Origin of the sequence: Anaerocolumna xylanovorans DSM 12503, assembly GCF_900143645.1 — a bacterium.
GTDB classification, from domain to species: Bacteria; Bacillota; Clostridia; order Lachnospirales; family Lachnospiraceae; genus Anaerocolumna; species Anaerocolumna xylanovorans.
On the sequence record NZ_FRFD01000013.1, the window covers coordinates 1 to 22,329 of the forward strand.

General features: G+C 41.3%; 16 protein-coding genes, 1 tRNA gene, 1 rRNA gene and 1 riboswitch. Of the genes, 14 read left to right on the plus strand and 4 right to left on the minus strand.

Annotated features, from left to right (window positions below; translation table 11 throughout):
* A 23S ribosomal RNA gene (locus BUF11_RS19895) occupies positions 1-298 on the plus strand; the annotation flags it as partial.
* A 164-nt stretch (positions 299-462) separates the two neighbouring features.
* Here the strand turns inward: BUF11_RS19895 and BUF11_RS19900 are convergent.
* A complete protein-coding gene (locus tag BUF11_RS19900) occupies positions 463-1,221 on the minus strand; it encodes an N-acetyltransferase (RefSeq protein WP_073590767.1) in 759 nt (252 codons plus the stop codon).
* 373 nt (positions 1,222-1,594) lie between these two features.
* The gene (locus BUF11_RS19910; protein WP_073590630.1) at positions 1,595-2,434 is read right to left on the minus strand and encodes a glycerophosphodiester phosphodiesterase family protein; all 840 of its coding nucleotides are present in this window, start codon (positions 2,432-2,434) and stop codon (positions 1,595-1,597) included.
* Between the two features lie 199 nt (positions 2,435-2,633).
* Here BUF11_RS19910 and BUF11_RS19915 point away from each other — a divergent pair, with 199 nt between their 5' ends.
* The 5 genes from BUF11_RS19915 to BUF11_RS19935 all read left to right on the plus strand — a co-directional run bounded on the left by BUF11_RS19915 (position 2,634) and on the right by BUF11_RS19935 (position 9,349).
* Positions 2,634-4,343, plus strand: a complete 1,710-nt coding sequence (locus BUF11_RS19915) for a S8 family peptidase (protein ID WP_073590631.1) — start codon at positions 2,634-2,636, stop codon at positions 4,341-4,343.
* Positions 4,344-4,483: 140 nt separating this feature from the next.
* A riboswitch (cyclic di-GMP riboswitch) is annotated at positions 4,484-4,573 on the plus strand.
* Positions 4,574-4,899: 326 nt separating this feature from the next.
* Positions 4,900-4,971: transfer RNA gene (locus tag BUF11_RS19920), tRNA-Gln, on the plus strand.
* A 224-nt stretch (positions 4,972-5,195) separates the two neighbouring features.
* Positions 5,196-5,927, plus strand: a complete 732-nt coding sequence (locus tag BUF11_RS19925; protein ID WP_073590632.1) for an aminoglycoside phosphotransferase family protein — start codon at positions 5,196-5,198, stop codon at positions 5,925-5,927.
* A 31-nt stretch (positions 5,928-5,958) separates the two neighbouring features.
* Positions 5,959-7,728 (plus strand): sensor histidine kinase, encoded by a 1,770-nt coding sequence (locus BUF11_RS19930; protein WP_073590633.1) that lies wholly within the window; start codon positions 5,959-5,961, stop codon positions 7,726-7,728.
* Between the two features lie 13 nt (positions 7,729-7,741).
* Entirely contained in the window at positions 7,742-9,349 is a 1,608-nt protein-coding gene (locus tag BUF11_RS19935) for a response regulator transcription factor (RefSeq protein WP_073590634.1), read from the plus strand.
* Positions 9,350-9,356: 7 nt separating this feature from the next.
* Here BUF11_RS19935 and BUF11_RS19940 read toward each other — a convergent pair whose 3' ends face one another.
* Positions 9,357-10,283 carry a CehA/McbA family metallohydrolase gene (locus BUF11_RS19940; protein ID WP_073590635.1) on the minus strand — a complete coding sequence of 309 codons (927 nt, stop codon included), beginning with the start codon at positions 10,281-10,283 and terminating at the stop codon, positions 9,357-9,359.
* Positions 10,276-10,755 carry a DUF6669 family protein gene (locus BUF11_RS19945; protein WP_073590636.1) on the minus strand — a complete coding sequence of 160 codons (480 nt, stop codon included), beginning with the start codon at positions 10,753-10,755 and terminating at the stop codon, positions 10,276-10,278. Before BUF11_RS19945 ends, BUF11_RS19940 begins: the two co-directional genes overlap by 8 nt.
* 249 nt (positions 10,756-11,004) lie before the next feature.
* Here BUF11_RS19945 and BUF11_RS19950 point away from each other — a divergent pair, with 249 nt between their 5' ends.
* From BUF11_RS19950 to BUF11_RS19985, 8 genes are all read left to right on the plus strand, one after another.
* Positions 11,005-11,916: a CehA/McbA family metallohydrolase gene (locus BUF11_RS19950; RefSeq protein ID WP_073590637.1), complete on the plus strand. Its 912-nt coding sequence runs from the start codon at positions 11,005-11,007 to the stop codon at positions 11,914-11,916.
* Positions 11,917-12,051: 135 nt separating this feature from the next.
* Positions 12,052-13,002, plus strand: coding sequence for an ABC transporter permease (locus BUF11_RS19955; RefSeq protein WP_073590638.1), 951 nt, complete (start codon positions 12,052-12,054; stop codon positions 13,000-13,002).
* A gap of 78 nt (positions 13,003-13,080) precedes the next feature.
* The gene (locus tag BUF11_RS19960) at positions 13,081-14,835 is read left to right on the plus strand and encodes an extracellular solute-binding protein (protein ID WP_073590639.1); all 1,755 of its coding nucleotides are present in this window, start codon (positions 13,081-13,083) and stop codon (positions 14,833-14,835) included.
* Between the two features lie 89 nt (positions 14,836-14,924).
* The gene (locus BUF11_RS19965; protein ID WP_073590640.1) at positions 14,925-15,824 is read left to right on the plus strand and encodes a carbohydrate ABC transporter permease; all 900 of its coding nucleotides are present in this window, start codon (positions 14,925-14,927) and stop codon (positions 15,822-15,824) included.
* Positions 15,825-16,012: 188 nt separating this feature from the next.
* Positions 16,013-16,615: a YitT family protein gene (locus tag BUF11_RS19970; protein WP_073590641.1), complete on the plus strand. Its 603-nt coding sequence runs from the start codon at positions 16,013-16,015 to the stop codon at positions 16,613-16,615.
* 91 nt (positions 16,616-16,706) lie between these two features.
* Positions 16,707-17,648, plus strand: a complete 942-nt coding sequence (locus BUF11_RS19975) for a carbohydrate kinase family protein (protein ID WP_073590642.1) — start codon at positions 16,707-16,709, stop codon at positions 17,646-17,648.
* 5 nt (positions 17,649-17,653) lie between these two features.
* Complete coding sequence (locus BUF11_RS19980; protein WP_073590643.1) at positions 17,654-19,015, plus strand: family 4 glycosyl hydrolase; 1,362 nt, start codon at positions 17,654-17,656, stop codon at positions 19,013-19,015.
* Positions 19,016-19,198: 183 nt separating this feature from the next.
* Positions 19,199-22,306 carry an alpha-mannosidase gene (locus tag BUF11_RS19985; protein WP_073590644.1) on the plus strand — a complete coding sequence of 1,036 codons (3,108 nt, stop codon included), beginning with the start codon at positions 19,199-19,201 and terminating at the stop codon, positions 22,304-22,306.
* The last annotated feature ends 23 nt before the right edge of the window (positions 22,307-22,329 follow it).

The following is a 22,329-nucleotide window of genomic DNA, read 5'->3' on the forward strand; positions in this document are numbered from 1 at the left end:
AGTTCGGTCCCTATCCGGCGCGGGCGTAGGATATTTGAGAGGAGCTGACCTTAGTACGAGAGGACCGGGTTGGACTGACCTCTGGTGTACCGGTTGCACTGCCAAGTGCATGGCCGGGTAGCCAAGTCGGGAAGGGATAAACGCTGAAGGCATCTAAGCGTGAAGCCCCCCTCAAGATGAGATATCCCATAGCGTAAGCTAGTAAGACCCCTGAAAGACGATCAGGTGGATAGGTTAGAGGTGGAAGTGCAGCAATGCATGCAGCTGACTAATACTAATAGGTCGAGGGCTTGACCTAGAATTAGATGAAATCAAAGAAATGTGTAGTTTTGAAGATACAAGGCATATTAGGATTAAGAAATATGATGTAGATAGATAAGGCTGTAAAGAGCATGAGATAAAGTGAGAAAAGCTGCTGGTGAGGCAGCTTTTTTCTTGCGTTTATTTCTGTCACAATTTAACCTATAGTACATTAGATGCTAAAAACTTTTCAAACTTTTTTTCTGCAAAAATCTCGTTTGTAACAAAATCCCCATTATAAAAGAAACTGTAAGTCGTAAATGGTGCCGGGGCATTTTGCGCCTGTTCAGCCGTTTCTATTTTACGGAGTATAACCGTTGTGCCATGCTGCTCCGCTATCTCCTTAATAATAGGAGCGTATTTATCCGTATGAGGACATTGATTAGAGTAATAAAGCACCATGCCTTTCTCTCTGATTTTGCCTTGTTTGGCACAATCTCTGAATTTAGGAATAGGGGCTTTCTCATCAAATGGTAGATATAAAAGATTATAATATGGGGCTGCCGAATCCGCCACTTGGAATCCCTTATACCTCAAATACTTTGGGTCAGATAAAAATGGCATCTTTTTTGTTGAGGAAAGGGCAGTCAGGCCACATTTTCCTTTTGCTTTTGCATCAGCAATACATTGTTCCAAAAGCTGGTTAGCATAACCTTGTCCTTTGAATTGTCCTGATACCCAAAAACAGTTAATATGCATATATCCATCCGCAATGATGGGACACCATGCTTTTTCAGCAGGGATATACTCAATAAACACCTTGCCTCGTGCATCCAGCTTCCTGAATATCAATCCATCCTTAAAGCGTTCTTTCAACCACGCCTTTTTAGACGACACACAGGTTTCACCCTTTTTTTCCGTTATAGCACAACATATATGCTCTTGCTCAATATTGTTCGAGTTGACCGTAATAATTTCCATGGTATTTGCTCCTTTCTGAAAAGCAGTTCTGGCATAGGGAAGAATTTTCGTTTCGGCTTTCTTGAGCATATCCATATCTTACTATCTATAATATGACAACAGCACGTCATGTTATAGTTTCCGAATAAACTTTTTCATCCCTGATCCGGCTGGAAGCATAGCACAAGTATTATTGCCCCAAGCTAAGTCACTATAAGAAGGTATGTACTGTCCAATTCTTTAAATTCTTGAAAACAGCCATTAAAAATTTTGAACCTGTACAAAAAAAGGAAGAGTTTTGATACCTCTTCCTTGAATCTGCAATATTATTTTCTGCAAAATTCCAGTAGATTTTAATTACTCTGGACATCCGATCCATTTTATGAGACATGCCTTAGACCAGGCTGCTTTCATTTTGATCGGGTATAAAATGATCGAATATGAAATAATCAAAGCTGTCCTTACTTTCTTCCAGGCTTTTCTGGTTCTTAATAGTCCAGGCAAAGGAAGGAGTGTGGTAGAAATGCCTGCATAGCGAAAAAGACAGCATCTTCTGGTATTTATAATTAAAGGAGATAAAGTCAGGCTTGGTCAGGAAATTTAAAAGAAGATTTTGCAGTATAAAAAATAATGCAACACTTCCAACTTCCTTGTCCTTTACCAGATTGCTTGCTAATTGGCCTCTTATAATATGTGGACGCTTTCTTTTGTACCAAAGCAATACAAGAGGATTGAAGGATTCAACACAATAGGTTCCGTTGTATTTTTCCAGCATGGGTGCGGTAATGTCGCATACGGAGGTATCCATATACTCCACTTTAAACTCAATAATAAGAGGAACGTTTCCTTTAACGGTATCAAGCACCTCCTGTAGGGTCGGTATCGTTTCATTTGATTGGTTTAAGTGCAATTCTTTTAACTCATCATAAGTTAGATCATGAACCTTTTTGTTTAACCGGCAGACTCTCTTAAGAGTAAAATCATGAAAGACGACAGGAATATTATCCTTTGAGAGCTGCACGTCCATTTCTATTCCGTAATTATGTGCTACAGCAAGTTTGAACGCTGTCAGGGAATTTTCAGGTATTTTATCCGGATCACTGTGGAGCCCCCTATGCGCGTAGTATCTTCCTTTATATGGTGAGAAATCCTTTCTATTAAATACGCGGGGCATAATGGCATTAAAATACAGCAGAATGAGTAACAGAAATAGTATACCTAAATATATCAACATAAATTGCCTCCTAATGAACAAATTTAATCGTGAACGATTTTTATCCAATGGAACTATTATAACATTCTGTGTGTTTACCTACAATGCCGGTTAAAATAATTTTACACCTAAAATGTTATTTTTATGGCTTTCGTTAAAAAAGAATAAACACCGTTACAAAACATATATTTAATTAAGCTTAGTTAGAGGGAATAAAACTTTGGATCAAATTTGCAGGGATTGGATTATAGGAGAGGATTACAGCGATTTTATTGTTGAATATAGAAAAGATTTCAGCACCTTGGAAGCAGTCCCTAATACCTGTTACAACATCGTTGACGATAACTATGCAGTAACATATACACCGACAGTGAATGTTGTAGTGGAGGATTTGTTACGTAATTATGGATATGGGATATTCCCCAGTTTATACGGCTTAATGGATGTCGGCAGCCTGGAAGCTTCCGGTGTAATCCGCGTTAGAAATGTACCAAATCTTGCATTGCTGGGGGAGGGAGTTCTGATAGGGATAGTGGATACCGGTATTGACTATACTCATGAAGCCTTTCGCAATGCTGACGGAACCACGAGAATTGCAGCTATATGGGATCAGACGATTCATACCGGTCCCTATCCGGATAGTTACTATTATGGCACAGAGTATAGCAGGGAACAGATAAATGAAGCTTTAAGGAGTGATAATCCACGTTCTATTGTCCCAACTACAGATGAATTAGGACATGGTACATTCATGGCGGGTATTGCAGCCGGTACTCCCAGCCAACAGAATAGTTTTTCAGGAGTAGTTCCAATGTCAGAGCTTGTTGTAGTAAAATTAAAACAGGCAAAGCAAAACATCAGGAAGATTTTTCGAGTACCTTCGGATGCGATTGCTTTTCAGGAAAATGACATTATGTTTGGCGTTCGCTATCTGGTTGACATAGCCAGAAGATTGTCAAGGCCTATTGCCATATGCTTTGGCCTTGGTTCTTCCCAGGGATCTCATGACGGAAGAGGAGCGCTGACAAACTTTATATCAATTCTTGCAGATCAGCCAGGTATTGCCGTATCAGTTGCAGCTGGAAATGAAGGGAGTGCAGGGCATCATTTCCACGGTGTCATTAGCAGGGGAAGTGAACAGTCAAATATGGTGGAGCTTAGGGTTGGGCCGAATGTTAAAGGATTTTCTATGCAGCTTTGGGGAAATGCACCCGGAACATTTTCTATTGATATTCTCTCTCCTACAGGTGAATATATACCACGAATACCTGCAAGAATAGGAGAATCCAGGGAAATAAGATTCATCTTTGAGGAGTCAGTGATTCATGTAGATTATTTTCTTCTGGAAACTCAGACAGGTGATCAGCTGATTTTAGTGAATTTCGATAACCCGACAGAGGGCATCTGGAGATTTAAAGTCTATTCCAGCGGGGATTTGAATTCAGAATTCCATATATGGCTGCCGATTACGGATTTTTTGGGAACAGAAACATATTTTGTTCAGCCAAGCCCGAATGTCACTGTAACATCACCTGGTAATTCCATAATTCCGATAGTTGTTACGGCCTATGATTATACAAATAACAGTTTGTATTTACAGGCCGGGAGAGGGTTTACAAGGGTCGGCGCAGTAACACCAAGCTTAGCTGCGCCTGGGGTGAATCTAACAGGGCCGGAACCGGGAGGAATTTATGGGAGGAGAACAGGTACCAGCGTAGCGGCTGCCCACGCTGCCGGAATAACGGCTATGCTGCTGCAATGGGGCATACAATCGGGCTATTATTCGCAGCTTGATAGTGTTGAAATAAAGAACCTGCTTATCAGAGGTGCAAGGAGAGATCCTAATAATACATATCCCAATCCGGAATGGGGATATGGCATCATTGATATTTACAACACCTTCATCAGTTTAAGGGGGGAGCCCATATAAAATTTGGAGGCAGGGGAAATTCGCTCTGTCTCCTTTTGATACGGTGAAAACAGTATAAAATTGGGTTTACATTAACGTTTAAGTATGTTAGAATTATAGGCAAATAAGAAAAGTTTATTGTGCGGTAAATAAGGTGTTTTCACCGACAAAGGCAAACCTGTTGAAAAGCAGGGGCGCAAAGCTAGAGGGCCTTACTAAATGTATCATTTAGGTGGCAGCCAGTTACCGAAGGGGAGCTTTTTTTATGTATTTTTTTGCTAGCTTGTATGCAAGGCAGTATTTGCTATGCAAAAACTACACAGTGAGGATGAGTAGTTAAAGTAATACAGGAAACATACCTATGGGGAGACGGTATGTTATAGAGCTTATAGCAAATCAGGGTAGAGGTTTGTTATAAGCTCTTTTTTGCCTTTTTATAAGAAAATGAGAAAACATGAAAAATTAAAAAAATTCAAAAAAATTAAAATTAATGCTTGCGTTTTAAAATAGTTTGAGTTATAATATCATACGTGGCTGACAGAGAGCTTGTCAGAAAACACAAGAAAATAATGGATATTGGGCTATCGCCAAACGGTAAGGCACTGGACTCTGACTCCAGCATCTCAAGGTTCGAATCCTTGTAGCCCAGCTAAATAAATCCCTGTAACTAGTATAGTTACAGGGATTTTGTTGTATTTGAAAACTAAACTATTTAGAAACATTGTTAATAGTTCACAAGATAATATGGGGAATTCATTGAAAGTGGCTGCCAGATAATATATAATGACGCATAGAATAACGCCGCAGTTGTTGGCAGCAATGAAAGAAAGAAAATTTACCATGTGATTTGTGGATAATGAGGGGATTGAATGTATGAATTCAGGGAAGATAATTGGTGTTGGTTATACAGCAAGCGTTTATGAATGGGAAGGAAACAAAGTACTTAAGCTTTTTAATACAGGATATCCCAATGAATCGGCAGAGAGCGAATATCATAATGCAATGGCAATTAGAGATATGAATTTTTCAAAACCCAAGGCATATGAAATGATTTCTTATAAAGAACAAAATGGCATTATTTATGACAGAGTGGAAGGGGAATCCTTACTTGATTGGGTCATGAAAACAGGAGATTTACAGGAATGTGCAATATGTATGGCAAAGCTGCATAAGTCAATTCTTCAAAATGAAATTAGCAACGTGCCAAATTACAAAGATTTTTTAAGGTATCATATACCAAATACATTATTATCATTAGAGGAACAAAAAGAAATATTGCAGATGATTGATAAATTATCCGATGGAAACACGCTTTGTCATGGTGATTATCACGTTGGTAATATATTAATCGGGGGAGGGCAGCCATATGTCATAGACTTTATGAATATCTGCCATGGAAATTATTTGTATGATGTTGCAAGAACAGTATTTTTGACCGAATATACACCTGTCCCGCCTGAAACTAAGGATAGAGATATGATTTTACATTTTAAAAAAACATTGTCAGATTTATATTTAATGCAGATGAATGTTACAAGAGAAATGATAAAGGATTATTTATCTGTTATTATTGCAGTAAGAAAAGGCGAATGCCCTAACGAATAAAAGAGCAAGGTAAACAATTGGAGAGATAGGAATGAAAAAGAAGGCGAAGCAAAAACACCGAAATATATTGCATTCCGGCACCATATTCACCCAGCTGGTACTGTTTACGGTAATTATCAGCTTTATCCCGATTATATTTGTGGGAATAGTTTTATTTCGGAAAATTAACAGTATGGTCACCGAAGAGTTGGTGAACTCCCATTATCAGCTGGCGGCCCAATATACATCGAATCTGGAGAGCCGTTTCTATCAATACAAGGACAGCTTAAAACAAATATCTAATAATACGATCATATTAGATACCCTGCTTGGCAGAACGGAGAACACGAACCCCTATGTAAAGGGAACCAATGTGAGTGTTGAAATCAATAAATCCCTTCATCTGGACAGCTCCGAACTCCGTAATTGCATGGTGTATTCGGATATTTCCGATAATAAAGTCTATGGCAGCAGGGTGACGACCATGGAGGGAGCAAGTAAGGAAATCTGGTATATCAATCATGAGGCGTTGACTCAGGATTATTTTATCTATTCCTCCATTGACAAAAAGAGCACTATCCTCTCCCTCATTCAAAAAATCGTCTATTTGGATGTTGCCACTTATAAAAGCAAATATATCGGCTTTATTAAACTGGATCTGTATATGGAGAAGCTTTTTTCGCCTACGCTGGATAAAAAGGAAGAGACCTATTCCTATGATGTTATTGTTTTGGACAGCGGCAATCATACTGTCTATTCTTCTGATCCGAAGTATAACGGCATCACGGAAAAAATGACCTTTGAACAACTTAGTAAGAAGCGCATCAATTATTATGAAGATGCTATGGTCTGTACGGGTTACGAGAAAAATTACGGACTTAAGATGATATTTCTATTCAGTAACAAGCAGCTGATAAATAAGAAGTCTGAAATTGAGAGTACCTTATTTCCTATCTTTCTTATGGTAGTTATAGTAATCGTAATTACAGCCTTTTTCTTTACCAGGGGCTTTTCAAGAAGGGTAGCAAGGCTTATTGATAAGTTCAAGGTAGCGGAAACCGGAGATCTTACTATTACAGAAGAAATTGAGGGAAATGATGAGATTACCATACTTGATCGGCAGTTCAGCCATATGCTTTTAAAACTGGACGGGCTTATTAAGAAAAACTATATTCAGCAATTAGAAAAAAAGGAAAGTGAATTCCGTAATCTTCAGCTGCAGATTAATCCACATTTTCTCTACAATACCCTTGAAACCATCAGCTCCATTGCTGCGGTGAATAAGGTATTTGTAATCTGTGATTTGTGCGAAAAGCTCGGTGAGAACTTTCGCTACAGCCTGGGTAAAAATTATGGAGAGTTTGTGACGGTGACTCAGGAGCTGGTGCATACGAAGAACTATGTGTACATCCAGCAGACCAGATTCGGGAACAAATTCGAAGTATTTTACAATGTGGACAAGGAAGCAGAGAACAAGCGGATTCTTCGTTTTATTCTGCAGCCCATTGTAGAAAACGCCATTGTCCATGGCCTAAGCAACATGGAAGGAAAAGGAACCCTGGAGATATCTATCAGCAGGAAAGAGGAGATACTTGAAATAAAGATTGAGGATGACGGGGTAGGGATGAGCCCAGAGAGAGTGGAAGAAATCAGCCGGTATATAGGCGATACTAATATTCAGGATAAGAAGCGGCACAGCATCGGAATCCGTAACGTGAATCAGAGAATCAAGCTTGCCTGTGGCAGCGAATATGGCATAACCATTGAAAGCACCCCAAACCGGGGAAGCTGCTTTACTATAAATTTGCCATTAACACAGTAGGGAGGAGCATCGTATGGAACGTAATATTTTAATTGCAGACGATGAAAAACTGATCAGAGATGGTATCAAAGCCAGATTGGAATATCTGGAATTAATGCCTCCGGCATTGTATGAAGCGGAAAATGCCGAACAGGCCATGGAAATCCTAAAGGAGCACGAAGTGGATATTGTCATTACGGACATCCGGATGGGAAAAATAGATGGACTGTCGTTTATCAATCAGGTAAGACCTCTGTATCCTAATATCCAATTTATTATTCTTAGCGGATATGCGGAATTTGAATATGCGGAGCAGGCAATCCAGCTGGGGGTAAAGGCCTATCTCTTAAAGCCTATTTCAAATGATTCTCTGAAAAAGGCAGTGGAGGAGGCTGCAGCCAAGCTGGCGGAAATGGAGGATCTTAAACGTACCGTCAGCGAGGGTAACCGCTCAATTGCAGAGAGGAGAAGACTGCTGTTTGACAGAAGCGTTAATAATCTTCTAAGGACGGATTCACCCTTATGGCAGACAGAATACTCAAAATTGGTGTACCAGGAATTCTCCGTCAAAAACAAATGGGTCATGCTGGCACTTATTAATATTGATGTGGAAAGCTATGAGCAGGGAAGCTTTGCCTACCGGGATATCGAGCTGGTTAAATTCTCTATCAGAAATGTTTACAGTGAGCTGGTTTCACAATGCGATAAAATCATAGTAAGTAACCTGGCAAACATGAACCAGCTCTTTGCCCTGATATCTCACAGCAATAAAAATCAGCTTCGTATTGAAGCGGAGAAGCTATTTACCAGCCTATCCAATCATATGCGCAGAAAGCTTAAGGTATCCCTTACCTTTGGTTTTAGCTCTGCCCTTCCGGAAATATCGGCAGAATGTCATAAGGAGGCCCAGGAGGCTCTTTTGCAAAGGATTATTCATGGCAAAAGTAACTTGTATTTTTATGACGATATCAGAATACTTTCGGCCGACCAGTTTCCCGCTTCGGAGCTTCATATGCTTCACCAGTATATTGAACGCCGGGACGCAGGAAATATTGAATTTTTAATCAATGATATTTTTTCAGATGAGAATATCAAGAGATATAATGCTGCCTACATCCGTATAATATGGGCGCGGATTATTAACATCCTTTTGAATGCGGCAAATCCGGTCTTTACAAATGACTCAAAAAATATGGAAAAACTGATTTTAAACTTTGATATTTTTGACACCTTCCAGTCCATGGATGAACTCCGCAGTTATTTGTATATGCTGGTGTTAGACTGTATACAGGTCAATGCGGATATTGATATCAATGCAAGAAATAAGATAAAGATGGGAATAAAGTATATTAAAGACAATTATAACAGGGATATTGCAATAAATGAGCTGGCCGAGAAATTTGCCATCAGTCCCAATTATTTTTCAACAATATTTAAAAAAGAAACGGGCCAGACTACGGTGAACTTCATTAAGGAGCTGCGCATTAAGAAGGCCTGCGAATATCTGGTAAGCTCTGATAAAAGCATAGTAGATATTTCCAAGGAAGTTGGCTATGAAGACAGCCAGTACTTCTTTCGCGTATTTAAAAAAGCCACAGGTCTGACACCGCTTGAATACCGCAGAACCCACCGCAAGCAATAAAGAGTTTTTACAGCTTTATGGCAGGTGCTACGGCAATCAGATTTTCAATTCGGGTATCCTTATGATAGAGCTTTGGCAAAAGGATTGGTTCATACTCCAATTCTTTCAAGGTAACAACAGCTGGAATTCTTACGGAGATTTCTTTTGTAAGAATTCCTTTTTTTGTTCTTATAGAAAGATAATAAGGGTCCGAATCCTCGTGAAGGTAACCTGGTTTACCGGTATCTGCTATGGTAAAGGTGATATCTTCCTTTTCTTTTTCCACGGCTGCCACAAGGAGGGGGCCTCTGGATATCCAGGTTCTTTGATGCCTTATAGCAGTTTCCAGTTCTTCCGATATGTCACCATCCAGGGTGCCTTCGATATAGGTGGCATAATGGTTACTCATATCCCAGCTGCCGTGAAGGTCCATCCCGCAGGTAAAGGCAAGGGGGTAACCTTTTAAAACCAACTCTTCCCACCAGATTAATCCCCGTTCATTTACCTCATGGAGAGGTTCTAAATTATTGAATATCTCTATAAAGTCAAAGGAGTTAAAATCATGAATTTCCATGTCAAAGCGGCAGCCTCTGGCAAAGGGATGACCATAGGAGAAGGGATGTGCAACTCCCACAAGAGCGCCTTTTTCCCGGGCAGCGGCAAATAAAAGTTCCGGTTTATGGATGTTGATATTCTCCCAGGGGACATATTCCGTTAAGTTAAAGCACAGAATATGTCCGTAATAGGTGGTGTACTCCATTCCGTAGATGCAGGAAATAGGAGAGGAGTTTTTGATAAGAAATTCTTTTATTTTCCCATGGCCGGAGATGGTGTTATGATCGGTAATGGCAAAGGCATCTACCTTGTCTTTTTGGAGAAAATCAATCAAAGCAGCAGGAGTGAGGCTGCCGTCTGACTCTGTTGTATGGTTATGCAGCTCTAAGCGTTTATACATGTAAACCTCCCCTTTCCTCCTCATTTACGGATAAGGTTACTTCATAATGGGTATCATCCAGTATCACGTTAAATACCACCAGGGTAAGCCGGATTACTCCGTGAAGGCTTTCCTGGGGAAGACAGCCCTCGCTGGTATACTCTGTAGAATAGTGCATATGCCTTTCCGTTAACTGCTTATGTATACCTCCGATAAAATTATCGTTCATGGTGGCTATGGTATGAATTTCCGTTTTCATGCCGGCAATGGCACTATTTATTTGTTCTTCTGTTGCAATTTCCGTTTCGTACTCACCTTCACAGGCAGCGGTCAATTCGGCCTTTAATTCCTCTGTGATGTCCGTATAGTGCTGTTTGTCAAAGGTAAAGGCAATATCCATTTCATGGTATTCCTTATCCAGGCAGACGGTATAGGATATCTGGCCGACAAAGCCTTTATTTAGTATACCTCCTGCGGTATAAATAGTTTTCATTCTAACTCCTTTCGTGAATATCAAATCAAAGTTTGATGTTCACCGGAAGACACCATGATGGGCATCCGGCTGTCAGCTTCAATATACTACGTTAAAATTATGTGTGCAAGGCAGCAGGCGAAAGATATAAAAATATCCACTGTTCTGCGAAGATTTATCCATTGTGGAAAAGAGCCAAGTTTCATAAGCTTAATACAAAGAAATAAAACCGAAAATACCATAAAAGCATAGCTGCGAAAGGAGTTAAAAATGAAGCAGAGAATTTATCCGAAGTTTGAGAATATTTATAAGGGCAATCTTCATACCCATACCACCCGGTCAGACGGACCTTATGAACTGAATAAAATCCTTAAGGCCTATAAGGATATGGGATATCAGTTCCTTTGTATCTCAGACCACCGCAAATATTATGTCAGCAGTATTAAGGACAACGAAGAATTCATTGTATTAGACGGCATGGAGGGAGAGGTCGGAGACAGCTGTTACCACATTCATGCCATTGCAGATTATTCCGTAGAGGTGAAGGAGCGGTTTGAAGCCGAAGGTATCTGGCCGGTGACAGAACAGGATCCCCAGGAGACCATTGATGAGTATGTAAGAAGAGGAAATATCTGTATTATCAACCATCCAAGGTGGACCAAGATGGAATATGAGGAACTGTTAGAGCCGGAAGGATACTTAGGGATAGAAGTTTATAACAATAATTGCGACAGGGAAAGCCTTACAGGGTATGCTACGGATTACTGGGACTATTTGCTAAGAAGGGGTAAAAAGGTCTATGGTTTTGCTTCCGATGATGCCCATGCGGAAGATCTCCACCTTAATGTCAGGGAGTATTTTGGAGGCTGGATATGCGTATCTGCGGAAGGACTGTCACAAAAAAACATTGTAAACAGCTTAAAGACCGGCGACTTTTATGCCTCCAATGGGCCGGAAATTCTGGCAATCGACAGAGAGGAAAATACAATATCCATTCAGACAAGTCCCGTAAAATCCATCGCTTTTGTCGCATGGCCGGAGCATGGTCTTAATGTTTATGATAAGTTTGGAAAAGATATAAGGGAAGCCTCTTTTACTATTCCCAAAGGTACCGGCTATATAAGAATTGAGATTACTGACCAGTATGGCAAAAAGGCCTGGTCAAATCCGATTTTCCTTTGAGAATAGTTTGCAGTCTTTGGGAAAGGCATGGGAGCTAGTGTGTAGAAATTTACACTAAATCAAGAAGTTTCGTCTATTGTGGGAGCAGGCCTGATTTTTTATAATAAAATCAGATTAAAAGAGAGGAGAAACAGCATGGCAGCCGGAACCGTTATAAAAGAACAGCAAGTACATACAAAAAGGTCCCTTGGTAAAAGGCTTTTAAAATTCTGGCCCTTATATTTGATGCTGGTGCCCTGCATCATTTATTACATTTTAATTTGTTATATTCCAATGGGGGGTGTTGTTCTGGCCTTTAAGGATTATTCCTTCCGAAAGGGAATCTGGGGAAGCCCCTGGGTGGGATTCCGATACTTTAAAACCTTCTTTACCAGCTTTGATTTCCTGCGTTTACTTCGGAATACCTTAACGGTGGGCTTTATCAAATGCATTCTTGAATTCCCTTTTGCGATTATCCTGGCATTATTGCTGAATGAAGTCCGCAACATGAAATTCAAGAAAATCAGCCAGACTATTACTTATCTGCCCCACTTTCTGTCTACCGTAATCATTGTTACCATGCTGCAAAGGATATTGGCTCCAAACACAGGTGTGGTAAATCAGATAATCGGAAAACTGGGAGGAGATTCCGGCACGTTCTTTCTAATGGATGCGAAATACTTTTTCAGGCTGCTGTTCTCTATGGATTTATGGAGGAATATCGGATGGGATTCCATTATCTATCTGGCGGCTATCAGCGGGGTTGATTTATCCCTCTATGAGGCGGCAAGCATTGATGGATGTTCTAAATTAAAAAAGATGTGGCATATTACCCTGCCGGGTATCAGAGGAACCATTGGACTTTTATTCATCATGGGCGTGGGCGGATTGCTCTCCAGCGGTTTTGAACAAATATACCTGTTAAGGACACCGGGAAACATGTCAGTAGCAGATACCCTGGATACTTTTGTTGTACGTATAGGCCTTATGAACGGACAGTTTGGTTATGCTACGGCAGTAGGGCTGGTACAGGGTGTGGTAGGACTGGTGCTGGTTGTTGTATGCAATAAGCTGTCAAAGAAATTTACAGAAGTCAGTCTATGGTAAACAGGAAAGTTTCATCTTTCGTAAAAGGGAGCTAGCGTTTTACAAACGCCTAATCATATATAAAACAAGGAGGTATTTATGAAAAAAACTTTTTTAAAACGTTTCCTTACATTGGGGCTTATTGCTGCCTTAGTGGTTTCCAGTGCAGCGGCCTGTTCCAAATCAGACAAAAATACGTCTGATAACAACGGTTCATCAGGGACTACCGATGCCCCGGCTGATAAGCCGGATACCTGGATTGCTGACAGAACTATCACAATTCAAGCCTATGTAGACGATATCGGAAACAGTTTACCCAAGGACTTGAATAACACAGAGGTTATGAAAGAGATAACCAAGCGTACGGGTATTAAGCTGAATATCCAGTATACACCTGGCGACAGCGATTCCAGTGTCATGGCGGCACAGTTAGCTTCCGGTACTGTTCCGGACGTTATCGTTTCCTATCTGAATGACTCCACCAGACCGGAGTTCCCTATCCTTTTAAAGGCTGCCCGTGAAGGTATGTTTGCGGATGTGTCCGGCTATCTTAAAGATACGAAGGTATACAGCCGCTATTTAGAGGATGACTATCTTCCAAACGACACCAAGAAAAATATTACTTTCCGTGATGAATTTGACGGAGCTGCTTACATTCTCCAGTTTAGTATTGATTCCGAGGACAGGTCTTTGCAGTATAATCCTGAAGATGCTTATGTGGGTGGTTTGTATATCCAAAAATCCATCGTAGATGCGTTAGGCATAGATCCTTATAAGGTTAATACACAGGAGCAGTTCTATGACTTACTGGTAAAGATTAAGAATGGCGGATTTAAAGATGATAACGGCAATGCAGTATATCCGTTAGGACCGAAATACTGGGGCGGTTCTTCTGATACCCTGGAGTACATTACACCCGGATATAACTGGGGAGTAAGTGATGGTTATAACATTACAGATGACGGAACCATCAAGCATGAAATAGATACCGATTATGTTTACGAAAAAATTAATTACGTAAGAAAACTTCTGGCAGAAGGACTTATGAATCCTGAATTCTTTACGATGGATTCCACCCGTGCGGAAGAGGTATCTAAATCACATAATTCAGCTATTATGGCAGATGTCCACAATTATCAGGAGATTATTTACGGTTCTGATGATTGGACTCCATTGGGACCTTTAAATGATTTTACCGGAAATAATTCAAAAGTTGTACATGGTAAATCCGGTTATGGAGCATTTGCCATTTCAGCCGATGCAAAGAATCCGGAAGAAATCCTAAAGTTCTTTGATTATCTCTCTACGCCGGAAGGCCAGATGCTTTCTGAATATGGCGTGGAAGGAGTATCTTATAACATGGTAGACGGCAAGCCCGTTCTGACGGACGAAGCTCTGGCAAAACTCAATGAAGGAGATAAGGATTATCTGGTAAATAAAATCGGTGCCGGTTTTGGCGGTGCAGGATTTGCCTTCTTTGATTATGTTTTAACCAATCTGGACAGATTGAATAACTTTGGAGAAAGCCGTCCCGGTGCAGGTTCCAGCACTACATTTGCCAGATCGGTAGAAATTGCAAAGGATTATCCAAGAACCTTAAAGCTGGTTCCGGGTCTTGATGCAACCGCTTACTTGTCCGCAGATTCCCTGGCAGACGTAAAAGCCCAGATGTCTCTGTTAAACTATAAGGATATGCTGGTACAGGCAATTTATGCTAACTCTGATGAGGAAGTTAAGAAGATAGTGGAATCCTTCCGTGAGCAGTTAAAGCAGGCAGGCAATGATACCTTTATTGAATACATCGGCAAATTATATAAAGATGACAAAGAATCAATCGACTTCTACACAAAATAATTAAAACAGGAACTAAAACGGGACTTAAAAACCAGCAGCAGGCATTTCTGCTGCTGGTCCCGTAAAGACAAGGATAAGGTGGTGCTTACATGAAAAAGAACAGGATAAAAGCCAGTTTTTCTGAGCAGGTATTACAGGTCTTTATCTATTGCGTTTTGATAGGACTTTGTCTTATGATTATTCTTCCCTGTATTAATATCGTTGCTTTATCCTTTAATGATGGAAAAGATGCAGCCAAAGGGGGAATATATTTCTGGACTAGAAAATTTACATGGGCTAACTATAAAGAAGTATTCCAGGACGGATCCATTATGAAGGCCTATGTTATCACCATATCACGTACAGTTATCGGTACGTTGGCCAGCCTTTTAGTCACCTCCTTTGCGGCCTATTCCTTAAAGGAAAAGGAATTGCCGGGAAGAAAGATAATTACCATTCTGATTACTTTTACCATGCTCTTTAGCGGCGGTATGATACCTACTTATATTCAATATAACAAACTTGGATTGGTAGACAGCTTTTGGGTCTATGTTGTACCAGGACTTGTCAGTGTTACTTATTTATTAATGATGAGGACCTTTTTTGAAACAATCCCGGACAGTCTCGAGGAGTCGGCTAAATTAGACGGCTGCGGATATTTCAGGACATTTGGAACCATTATTATTCCCCTTAGCAAACCGGTAATTGCAGTTATTGGCTTATATACGGCAGTAAACCATTGGAATGACTGGTTTTCAGGAGCCTTCTACATGCGCTCCAGCAATTTGTGGCCGGTTCAGACCGTGTTGCAGCAGATGTTATCAAAAGCAATGGCCAGCAGGGAAGTTACAACGGTTTCACAGGCTATTGCCCAGAATGCCAATACTGTTACTTCAGATTCATTGAAAATGGCGGCAGTGGTTGTGACAACAGTACCTATCCTATGCGTTTATCCCTTTATCCAGAAGTATTTTGCGCAGGGTGCCATGATAGGTGCGGTAAAAGAATAAGTGAAAGAATAGAACATAGGATTCTTTACCAACGTGTAATTTATACTATCTTTCGTGCATACCTGCAGGATGTCTGCGGTGCTGCTCTGATAAAAGGTGTGATATTAATTATGAGAAGCGCGCGGGTAAAGAATTTTTTATATAGTTAAAATTCAAGGCTTTTGAAAGAAAGAGGTCAAAATAATAAAATGAATTGGAGAAAATATAGGGATATTCTAATTGGCAATCTGCTTATCACATTTTGCTATGCTTGTATTACGGTACCAAACCACATAATAAACGGAGGGGTAACAAGCTTTTCCATGGTATCGGCAAAGCTGTTGGACGTTCCCACAGTGTATCTGGTTAATGTGGTAACACTATTGCTGCTAGGCTTATGCTATATCGGACTGGGAAAGGAATATTTCTTTGGGACAATATTCAGCTGTATCTGCTACCTGGCCCTGTTCAATGTGTTTAGTAAGCTTGGATTTACCGTACATCTTCCCAAGCTGTTATCTGTTTTGCTAAGTGCGGCAGGGGTAGGCGCAGGATATTATATGTGCCTTCAGGCAAAGGCGACAACAGTGGGATTTGATGTACTTGCCCTAATATTGAATAAAAAATGGAGCAAATTAAACATAGCCTATACCATGGGAGTGATTAATTTAGCGGTTATGCTATATGGAGGTTTTATTTTTGGAGTGACAGCAGTTATTTACGGAGCAGTTTTTGTCGGGGTACAGTCCTTCACACTGAATGAACTTCAAAAATATGCCAGGAAGAGAAGCGGGGCAATAGCAAATACATAAGGAAAGGAATCAGTGTAAAAAATAAAAAACATTTTTCACTTTCTATTTAGGCAATTTCGCAAATAAACTTGCGAAATGCATGGAGGTTAAAATGACAGAAAAGAAATGGGATGCATTTATTTATGGTGATGTAAATGTGGATATCATTATTCCCGGTGTAGAGAAGTTTCCGGAACCGGGACAGGAGGACTTAACAAATACCATGGATACCTACGTGGGAGGCGGAGCAGCTCTTTTTACCCTGGGGCTTGGCAAGTTAGGCCTTAAACCTGTTTTTCAAGGCTCCATCGGGGAAGATTGCTATGGAAGATTTATTCTGGAGGAGTTTCATAAAAGCAATGTGGATAACTCCCTGTTAAGCTTTAGTAATAAAAATAAGACAGGCATTTCCTTAAGCTTTACCAATGAAAAGGACCGTTCTTTCTTAACCTACAGGGGAACCAATGCAGAAATAAATCTTAAGGACATAGATCTTAATAAGGTACGGCAGGCAAGACATATCCATGTTACCGGCTACGCGGGAAGGCAAAATCACAGAGAATATCTGAAACTTTTGGCGGAAGTAAAAAAGCTTAAAAGTGTAAGCATCAGCTTCGATGTGGGCTGGGATGCCTCCGGTGAATGGTATGAAGGAATCTATGAACTGTTTCCCTTCATTGATGTCTTATTTATGAATGAAACAGAAGCCATCCATTACGGAAGGAAAGCAGAGGCCGGAGAGGCCATAAAGGATTTTGCAGCACGTGCAAAGATTGCTGTTGCCAAGCTTGGGAAGAAAGGCTCCATTGCGTATTCCGGCAGTGAATTCTGCCAGGCTGCCCCCTATCAGGTGAAGGCGGCAGATACTACGGGGGCGGGGGATTCCTTTAATGCAGGGTTTATCTATGGGTATTTAAAAGGAAAAAGTCTGACAGAATGTTTATTGATAGGAAATGCCTGCGGAGCCCTATCGGTAACAGCTTATGGAGGAAATACAGCATTTCCTTCAGAAAACAGACTATATGAATTTATGGAAGAACAGAAAGGGAGGTAAAAGTTATGAAGATTGCAGTAATCGGAGGAGCAGGTGTCAGGACCGTTATATTTATCAACGGTCTGTTAGCACGCTATAAGAAATTAAACATAGACAAGGTGGTGCTATACGATATTGACAGTGAGAAACAGGAGATTATCGGAAAGCTTTGCTCCCATGTAATAGGCAGGAGAAAAGAAGAACTTAAACTGGAGATTGCAAAGAACCCCATAGAGGCTATTACCGGAGCGGATTACATCGTAACTACCTTAAGAGTTGGCGGGGATCATTCCAGAGTGATAGATGAAACCATTGCCCTCGAGGAAGGTGTTATCGGACAGGAAACAACGGGAGTGGGAGGTTTCTCCATGGCTGTCCGCACCATACCGGTACTCCTTGAATATTGTGAGCTGATACGCACTTATGCACCAAATGCCTGGATATTTAACTTTACAAACCCTTCCGGACTGGTCACCCAGGCACTAAAAAGTGCCGGCTATGACAGGATAATCGGAATCTGTGATGCACCCAGCAGCACGAAAGTCCGCATGGCAAAGGCGCTGGGAGTAGAGGAAAAGGATTTGTATGTGGAGTTCTTTGGCTTAAATCATTTGTCCTGGATAAGAAGTGTTAAGGTGAAGGAAAAAGAAATACTGCAAAGCTTACTTAAGGATGATGACTTCTTAAATAAAGTCCAGGAATTCTCCATGTTTGACCCGGAGCTTTTGCGTTCTACCGGATTTCTGCCCAATGAATATCTGTATTATTTCTATCACAGGGAAAAGGCCTTGGAAAATATCCTAAAGTCAGGGGAAACCAGAGGCAAAACCATTGAAGCGGTCAATGGTGAAATGATGAAGGAATTAAAGAACATGGATATGGAAGCAGACCCCGAAGGAGCACTTCAAATATTCCTTTACTATATGGCACTTAGAGAAAGCTCCTATATGAGTATTGAAACAGGAAGCGGCAAAAGGGAAGAGATTAAAAGAGGTGTCCTGGAAGTTCCTGACGGAATGGGCTATGCAGGCGTAATGTTAGACTGTATTGAAGGACTGCAAAGTGAGGAAGGCTGCAACCTGGTTTTATCCATAGAAAACAATGGCTGCATCAAGGGGCTTTTGGATCAGGATGTAATTGAGGTTACCTGTAATGTATCAAAGAAGGGTATATGCCCAGTTCCCATTGGAGAGGTACCGGAGTCTTCTTATCTTCTCATCCGAATGATTAAAATGTATGAAAAGCTTACGATAGAAGCTGTCAGAACAAAGTCAAAAGAAACCGCTATTCAGGCATTGACGCTGCATCCGCTCATCAATTCCTATTCTCTTGCAAAAAGACTGGTGGAACGTTATGACGGGGCTTATGGAATGTTTAGTGTAAAATAAAAGCATTTTACACCCTGATTTGAGGCAGTAAATCATCTGCAAGCAGATGGTTTATGCCATGGGAGCTAGTGTGAAAAATAGAAAGCATTTTTCACTTTTGATTTAGGCAGTTTCGTGTAGATTGCAAGCAATCTACTGGTAAACTTGCGAAATGCATGGGTGTTAGTATGAAAGGAGAAAGATATGCCCTTTGATTTTCACAACAGAGACAGAATCAATCATTTAATAGAGGAACTGAAAGAACAGCGCTATAAGAAGCTAAAGGATATTCCTGTTTTTCACTGGTATGGGGATGACGGCAGCAACGGGAACAGGCTTCCCCAGGGAGAACCGGTGGAGGTAGGAATTGGTTACCGCTGGAAGGGGTGGGATCAGTACAACTGGCTGTGTACCCATATTTCCATCCCGGAGGATATGAAAGAGGAAGAGGTTGTTGGACTTTTTGATTTCGGAGTTCCGGAAGGAACGGGAAACAACAGCCATTTTGAAAGCCTCTTGTACTTAAACGGCGTACCCTATCAGGGAGTGGATGGCAACCACAAGGAAGTATTCTTTGAGGTAGCAGAAAACGGTACGGAGTTTGATTTAAAATTTCGCGTATGGTCCGGTCTTAGCGGCGGAGGTGTACCAAAGGATATGCCCATGGAGATAGAACGTGCCCAGTTTGGGGTACTGGACCATAAGACAGATGATTTCTACTTTCTTACCAGAAGTGCAATGGAGACCTATGATTTATTGGATAAAAACCATGAGTATAAGGAATGGCTTCTTAGCATATTGGTGAAAACTTTTCAGCTGGTGAATTATACGGAAACAGGGTCCCCTTCCTTTTATGAGAGCATAGGAAATGCTTATGAATATCTGGACAGCAAACTGGACGGAAGAGGGAAACCTGATGTCAGCGTCAGCCTTTTAGGGCATACCCATATTGACGTTGCCTGGCTTTGGAGGCTTAAGCATACCAGAGAAAAGGCAGCCCGCTCTTTTTCTACCGTAAACCGGATGATGGAGAATTACCCCTACTACCATTTCCTCCAGACCCAGGCCCAGCTTTATGACTTTATCAAGGAGAATTATCCGGATATCTATGAGAAAATACAGCAAAGGGTGAAAGAAGGCAAATGGGAACCCTCCGGTTCCATGTGGGTTGAGTGTGACTGCAACCTGGTAAGCGGAGAGTCTCTTGTAAGGCAGATTTTAATGGGAAAGCTTTTCTTTGAGAGGGAATTTGGCTATACTAACGATTTTCTCTGGCTGCCGGATGTATTCGGGTATTCCTGGGCACTTCCCCAGATACTGAAAAAATCCGGTATCCACACCTTTATGACAACAAAGATAAGCTGGAATGACATGAATAAACTTCCCTATGATACCTTTTTATGGAGAGGAATGGACGGAACAGAGATAGTATCACATTTTATTACCACTACAGATCAGGGTTCCGATTACTATACCTATAACGGAGATACCAGGCCCTATGCCGTAAAGGGAATCTGGGATAATTACAGCAATAAGGATTTAAACAGGGATTTGCTCATAGCTTATGGATACGGCGATGGGGGCGGCGGACCCAACCGTGATATGCTGGAAACCATAAAGCACTTAAATAAGCTTCCGGGGATTCCCCACGTAAAGACAGAGAGTGCAGCAGAGTACTTTCACAGGCTGAATGATACGGTTGAAAAGAATGAACTGGAAGGTTATCTTCCGGTATGGGACGGGGAATTGTACCTGGAATTCCATAGAGGTACCTATACTTCCCAGGCCTATAACAAGAGGATGAACCGAAAGATGGAATTCTCTCTAAGAGATGCAGAGATGTTATCGGTACTGGCAGAAATATTTTCGCAGCTTGCCTATCCGGCAGAAGAGCTTACCAGAGCCTGGAAGATTGTACTTTGCCATCAGTTTCATGATATTCTGCCCGGTTCCTCCATCAGAGAAGTGTATGAGGACAGCCGCGTAAACTATAGTATTGCCAAAAAGCATATAGAAAGCGTGATGCTAAAGGTAAACCAAAGTCTATATAGCAGGGAAGAGGGAACCTATACCGTTTGGAATAATTCCAACTGGAAACGAAGCTCCTATGTTTTCATACCGGGGACAGAGGCTGGTACTGCCTTTGTGGATGAAAAGGGCGAGGTGCTGGATTGCCTGGCAGAAGAGGGCGGAACCCTTGCTTTCGTAAAGAATATGGAGCCTTTCTCCTTTACTGTTCTCAAGAAAACAGCAGAGAAACCCCTTCCTGTAAAAAGATTTACGGGAGAAGATGCTGTCCGGGAGATTTCAACTGCCTATTACCGGGTTGCCTGGAACAATAAAGGCCAGCTGACCAGTATCTATGACAGGGAAGCCGCCAGAGAGATTTTGGCTGATGGTAAATGCAGCAATGTCTTCCAGGTATTTGAAGATAAGCCCAGATGTTTTGACGCCTGGGAACTGGAGGCGACCCATCATGACAAGATGGAAATTGTAGAGGATTTAAGGGAGCTTTTCGTGGAAGAAAATGCCCTTGGCATCTTTGTTACTTTCAAATGGAATTATCATAAATCAGTGATTACCCAGCGTATGTGCCTGTATTACAACAAAAAGCGTATTGATTTTAAGACAGAAGTAGAGTGGCAGGAGCAGCAAAAGCTCTTAAAAACAGCTTTTCCCGTAAATATAAGGGCAGTAGATGCCAGATTCGACATTCAATTTGGAAATATCCGAAGACCTATTACCAGAAACACCAGCTGGGAGGCGGCAAAATTTGAGGTGGCAGCCCATAAATGGGCGGACATCAGTGAGACCGGTTATGGCGTGGCCTTATTAAATGATTGCAAATACGGTCATGACATCTTTGAGGATACGATCCGTCTTACCCTGATAAAGTCTGCCATAGATCCTGATTACAAGGCGGACTTAGGGTTTCATGAGTTCACCTATGCCCTCTATCCTCACAGGGAAGAGTGGTATGAAAGTGACTTGGAAAAGGAGGCCTTTGACCTGAATAATCCGCTTACGGCAGTTCCCGGAAAAGTGCAGGGATTGGGAGAAAGCTTTTTACGCTTCAGCGAAGATAATATATCCGTGGATTGCATGAAACAGGCGGAAGAATCTAAGGAAGTAGTAGTCCGCTTCCATGAATTCACCGGTGCCAGAAAGGCGGTACTGGTAGAAACTGCCCTTCCTGTAAAGGCCTGGTGTGAATGCAGCCTGATGGAAGAGCCCATGGGGGATTATGAGACAGGCCCCATCCGGCTTCTGGTAAAGCCCTATGAGATTAAGACTCTGTTACTTCGGTTTTAGAGGCAGGATAAACGCACGAAGGA

Coding starts and splice junctions, on each gene's coding strand:
- BUF11_RS19900 (WP_073590767.1), bottom strand. CDS start 1,221: ATGGAAATTATTACGGTCAACTCGAACAATATTGAGCAAGAGCATATA.
- BUF11_RS19960 (WP_073590639.1), top strand. CDS start 13,081: ATGAAAAAAACTTTTTTAAAACGTTTCCTTACATTGGGGCTTATTGCT.
- BUF11_RS19950 (WP_073590637.1), top strand. CDS start 11,005: ATGAAGCAGAGAATTTATCCGAAGTTTGAGAATATTTATAAGGGCAAT.
- BUF11_RS19975 (WP_073590642.1), top strand. CDS start 16,707: ATGACAGAAAAGAAATGGGATGCATTTATTTATGGTGATGTAAATGTG.
- BUF11_RS19955 (WP_073590638.1), top strand. CDS start 12,052: ATGGCAGCCGGAACCGTTATAAAAGAACAGCAAGTACATACAAAAAGG.
- BUF11_RS19930 (WP_073590633.1), top strand. CDS start 5,959: ATGAAAAAGAAGGCGAAGCAAAAACACCGAAATATATTGCATTCCGGC.
- BUF11_RS19965 (WP_073590640.1), top strand. CDS start 14,925: ATGAAAAAGAACAGGATAAAAGCCAGTTTTTCTGAGCAGGTATTACAG.
- BUF11_RS19935 (WP_073590634.1), top strand. CDS start 7,742: ATGGAACGTAATATTTTAATTGCAGACGATGAAAAACTGATCAGAGAT.
- BUF11_RS19980 (WP_073590643.1), top strand. CDS start 17,654: ATGAAGATTGCAGTAATCGGAGGAGCAGGTGTCAGGACCGTTATATTT.
- BUF11_RS19910 (WP_073590630.1), bottom strand. CDS start 2,434: ATGTTGATATATTTAGGTATACTATTTCTGTTACTCATTCTGCTGTAT.
- BUF11_RS19945 (WP_073590636.1), bottom strand. CDS start 10,755: ATGAAAACTATTTATACCGCAGGAGGTATACTAAATAAAGGCTTTGTC.
- BUF11_RS19940 (WP_073590635.1), bottom strand. CDS start 10,283: ATGTATAAACGCTTAGAGCTGCATAACCATACAACAGAGTCAGACGGC.
- BUF11_RS19970 (WP_073590641.1), top strand. CDS start 16,013: ATGAATTGGAGAAAATATAGGGATATTCTAATTGGCAATCTGCTTATC.
- BUF11_RS19985 (WP_073590644.1), top strand. CDS start 19,199: ATGCCCTTTGATTTTCACAACAGAGACAGAATCAATCATTTAATAGAG.
- BUF11_RS19925 (WP_073590632.1), top strand. CDS start 5,196: ATGAATTCAGGGAAGATAATTGGTGTTGGTTATACAGCAAGCGTTTAT.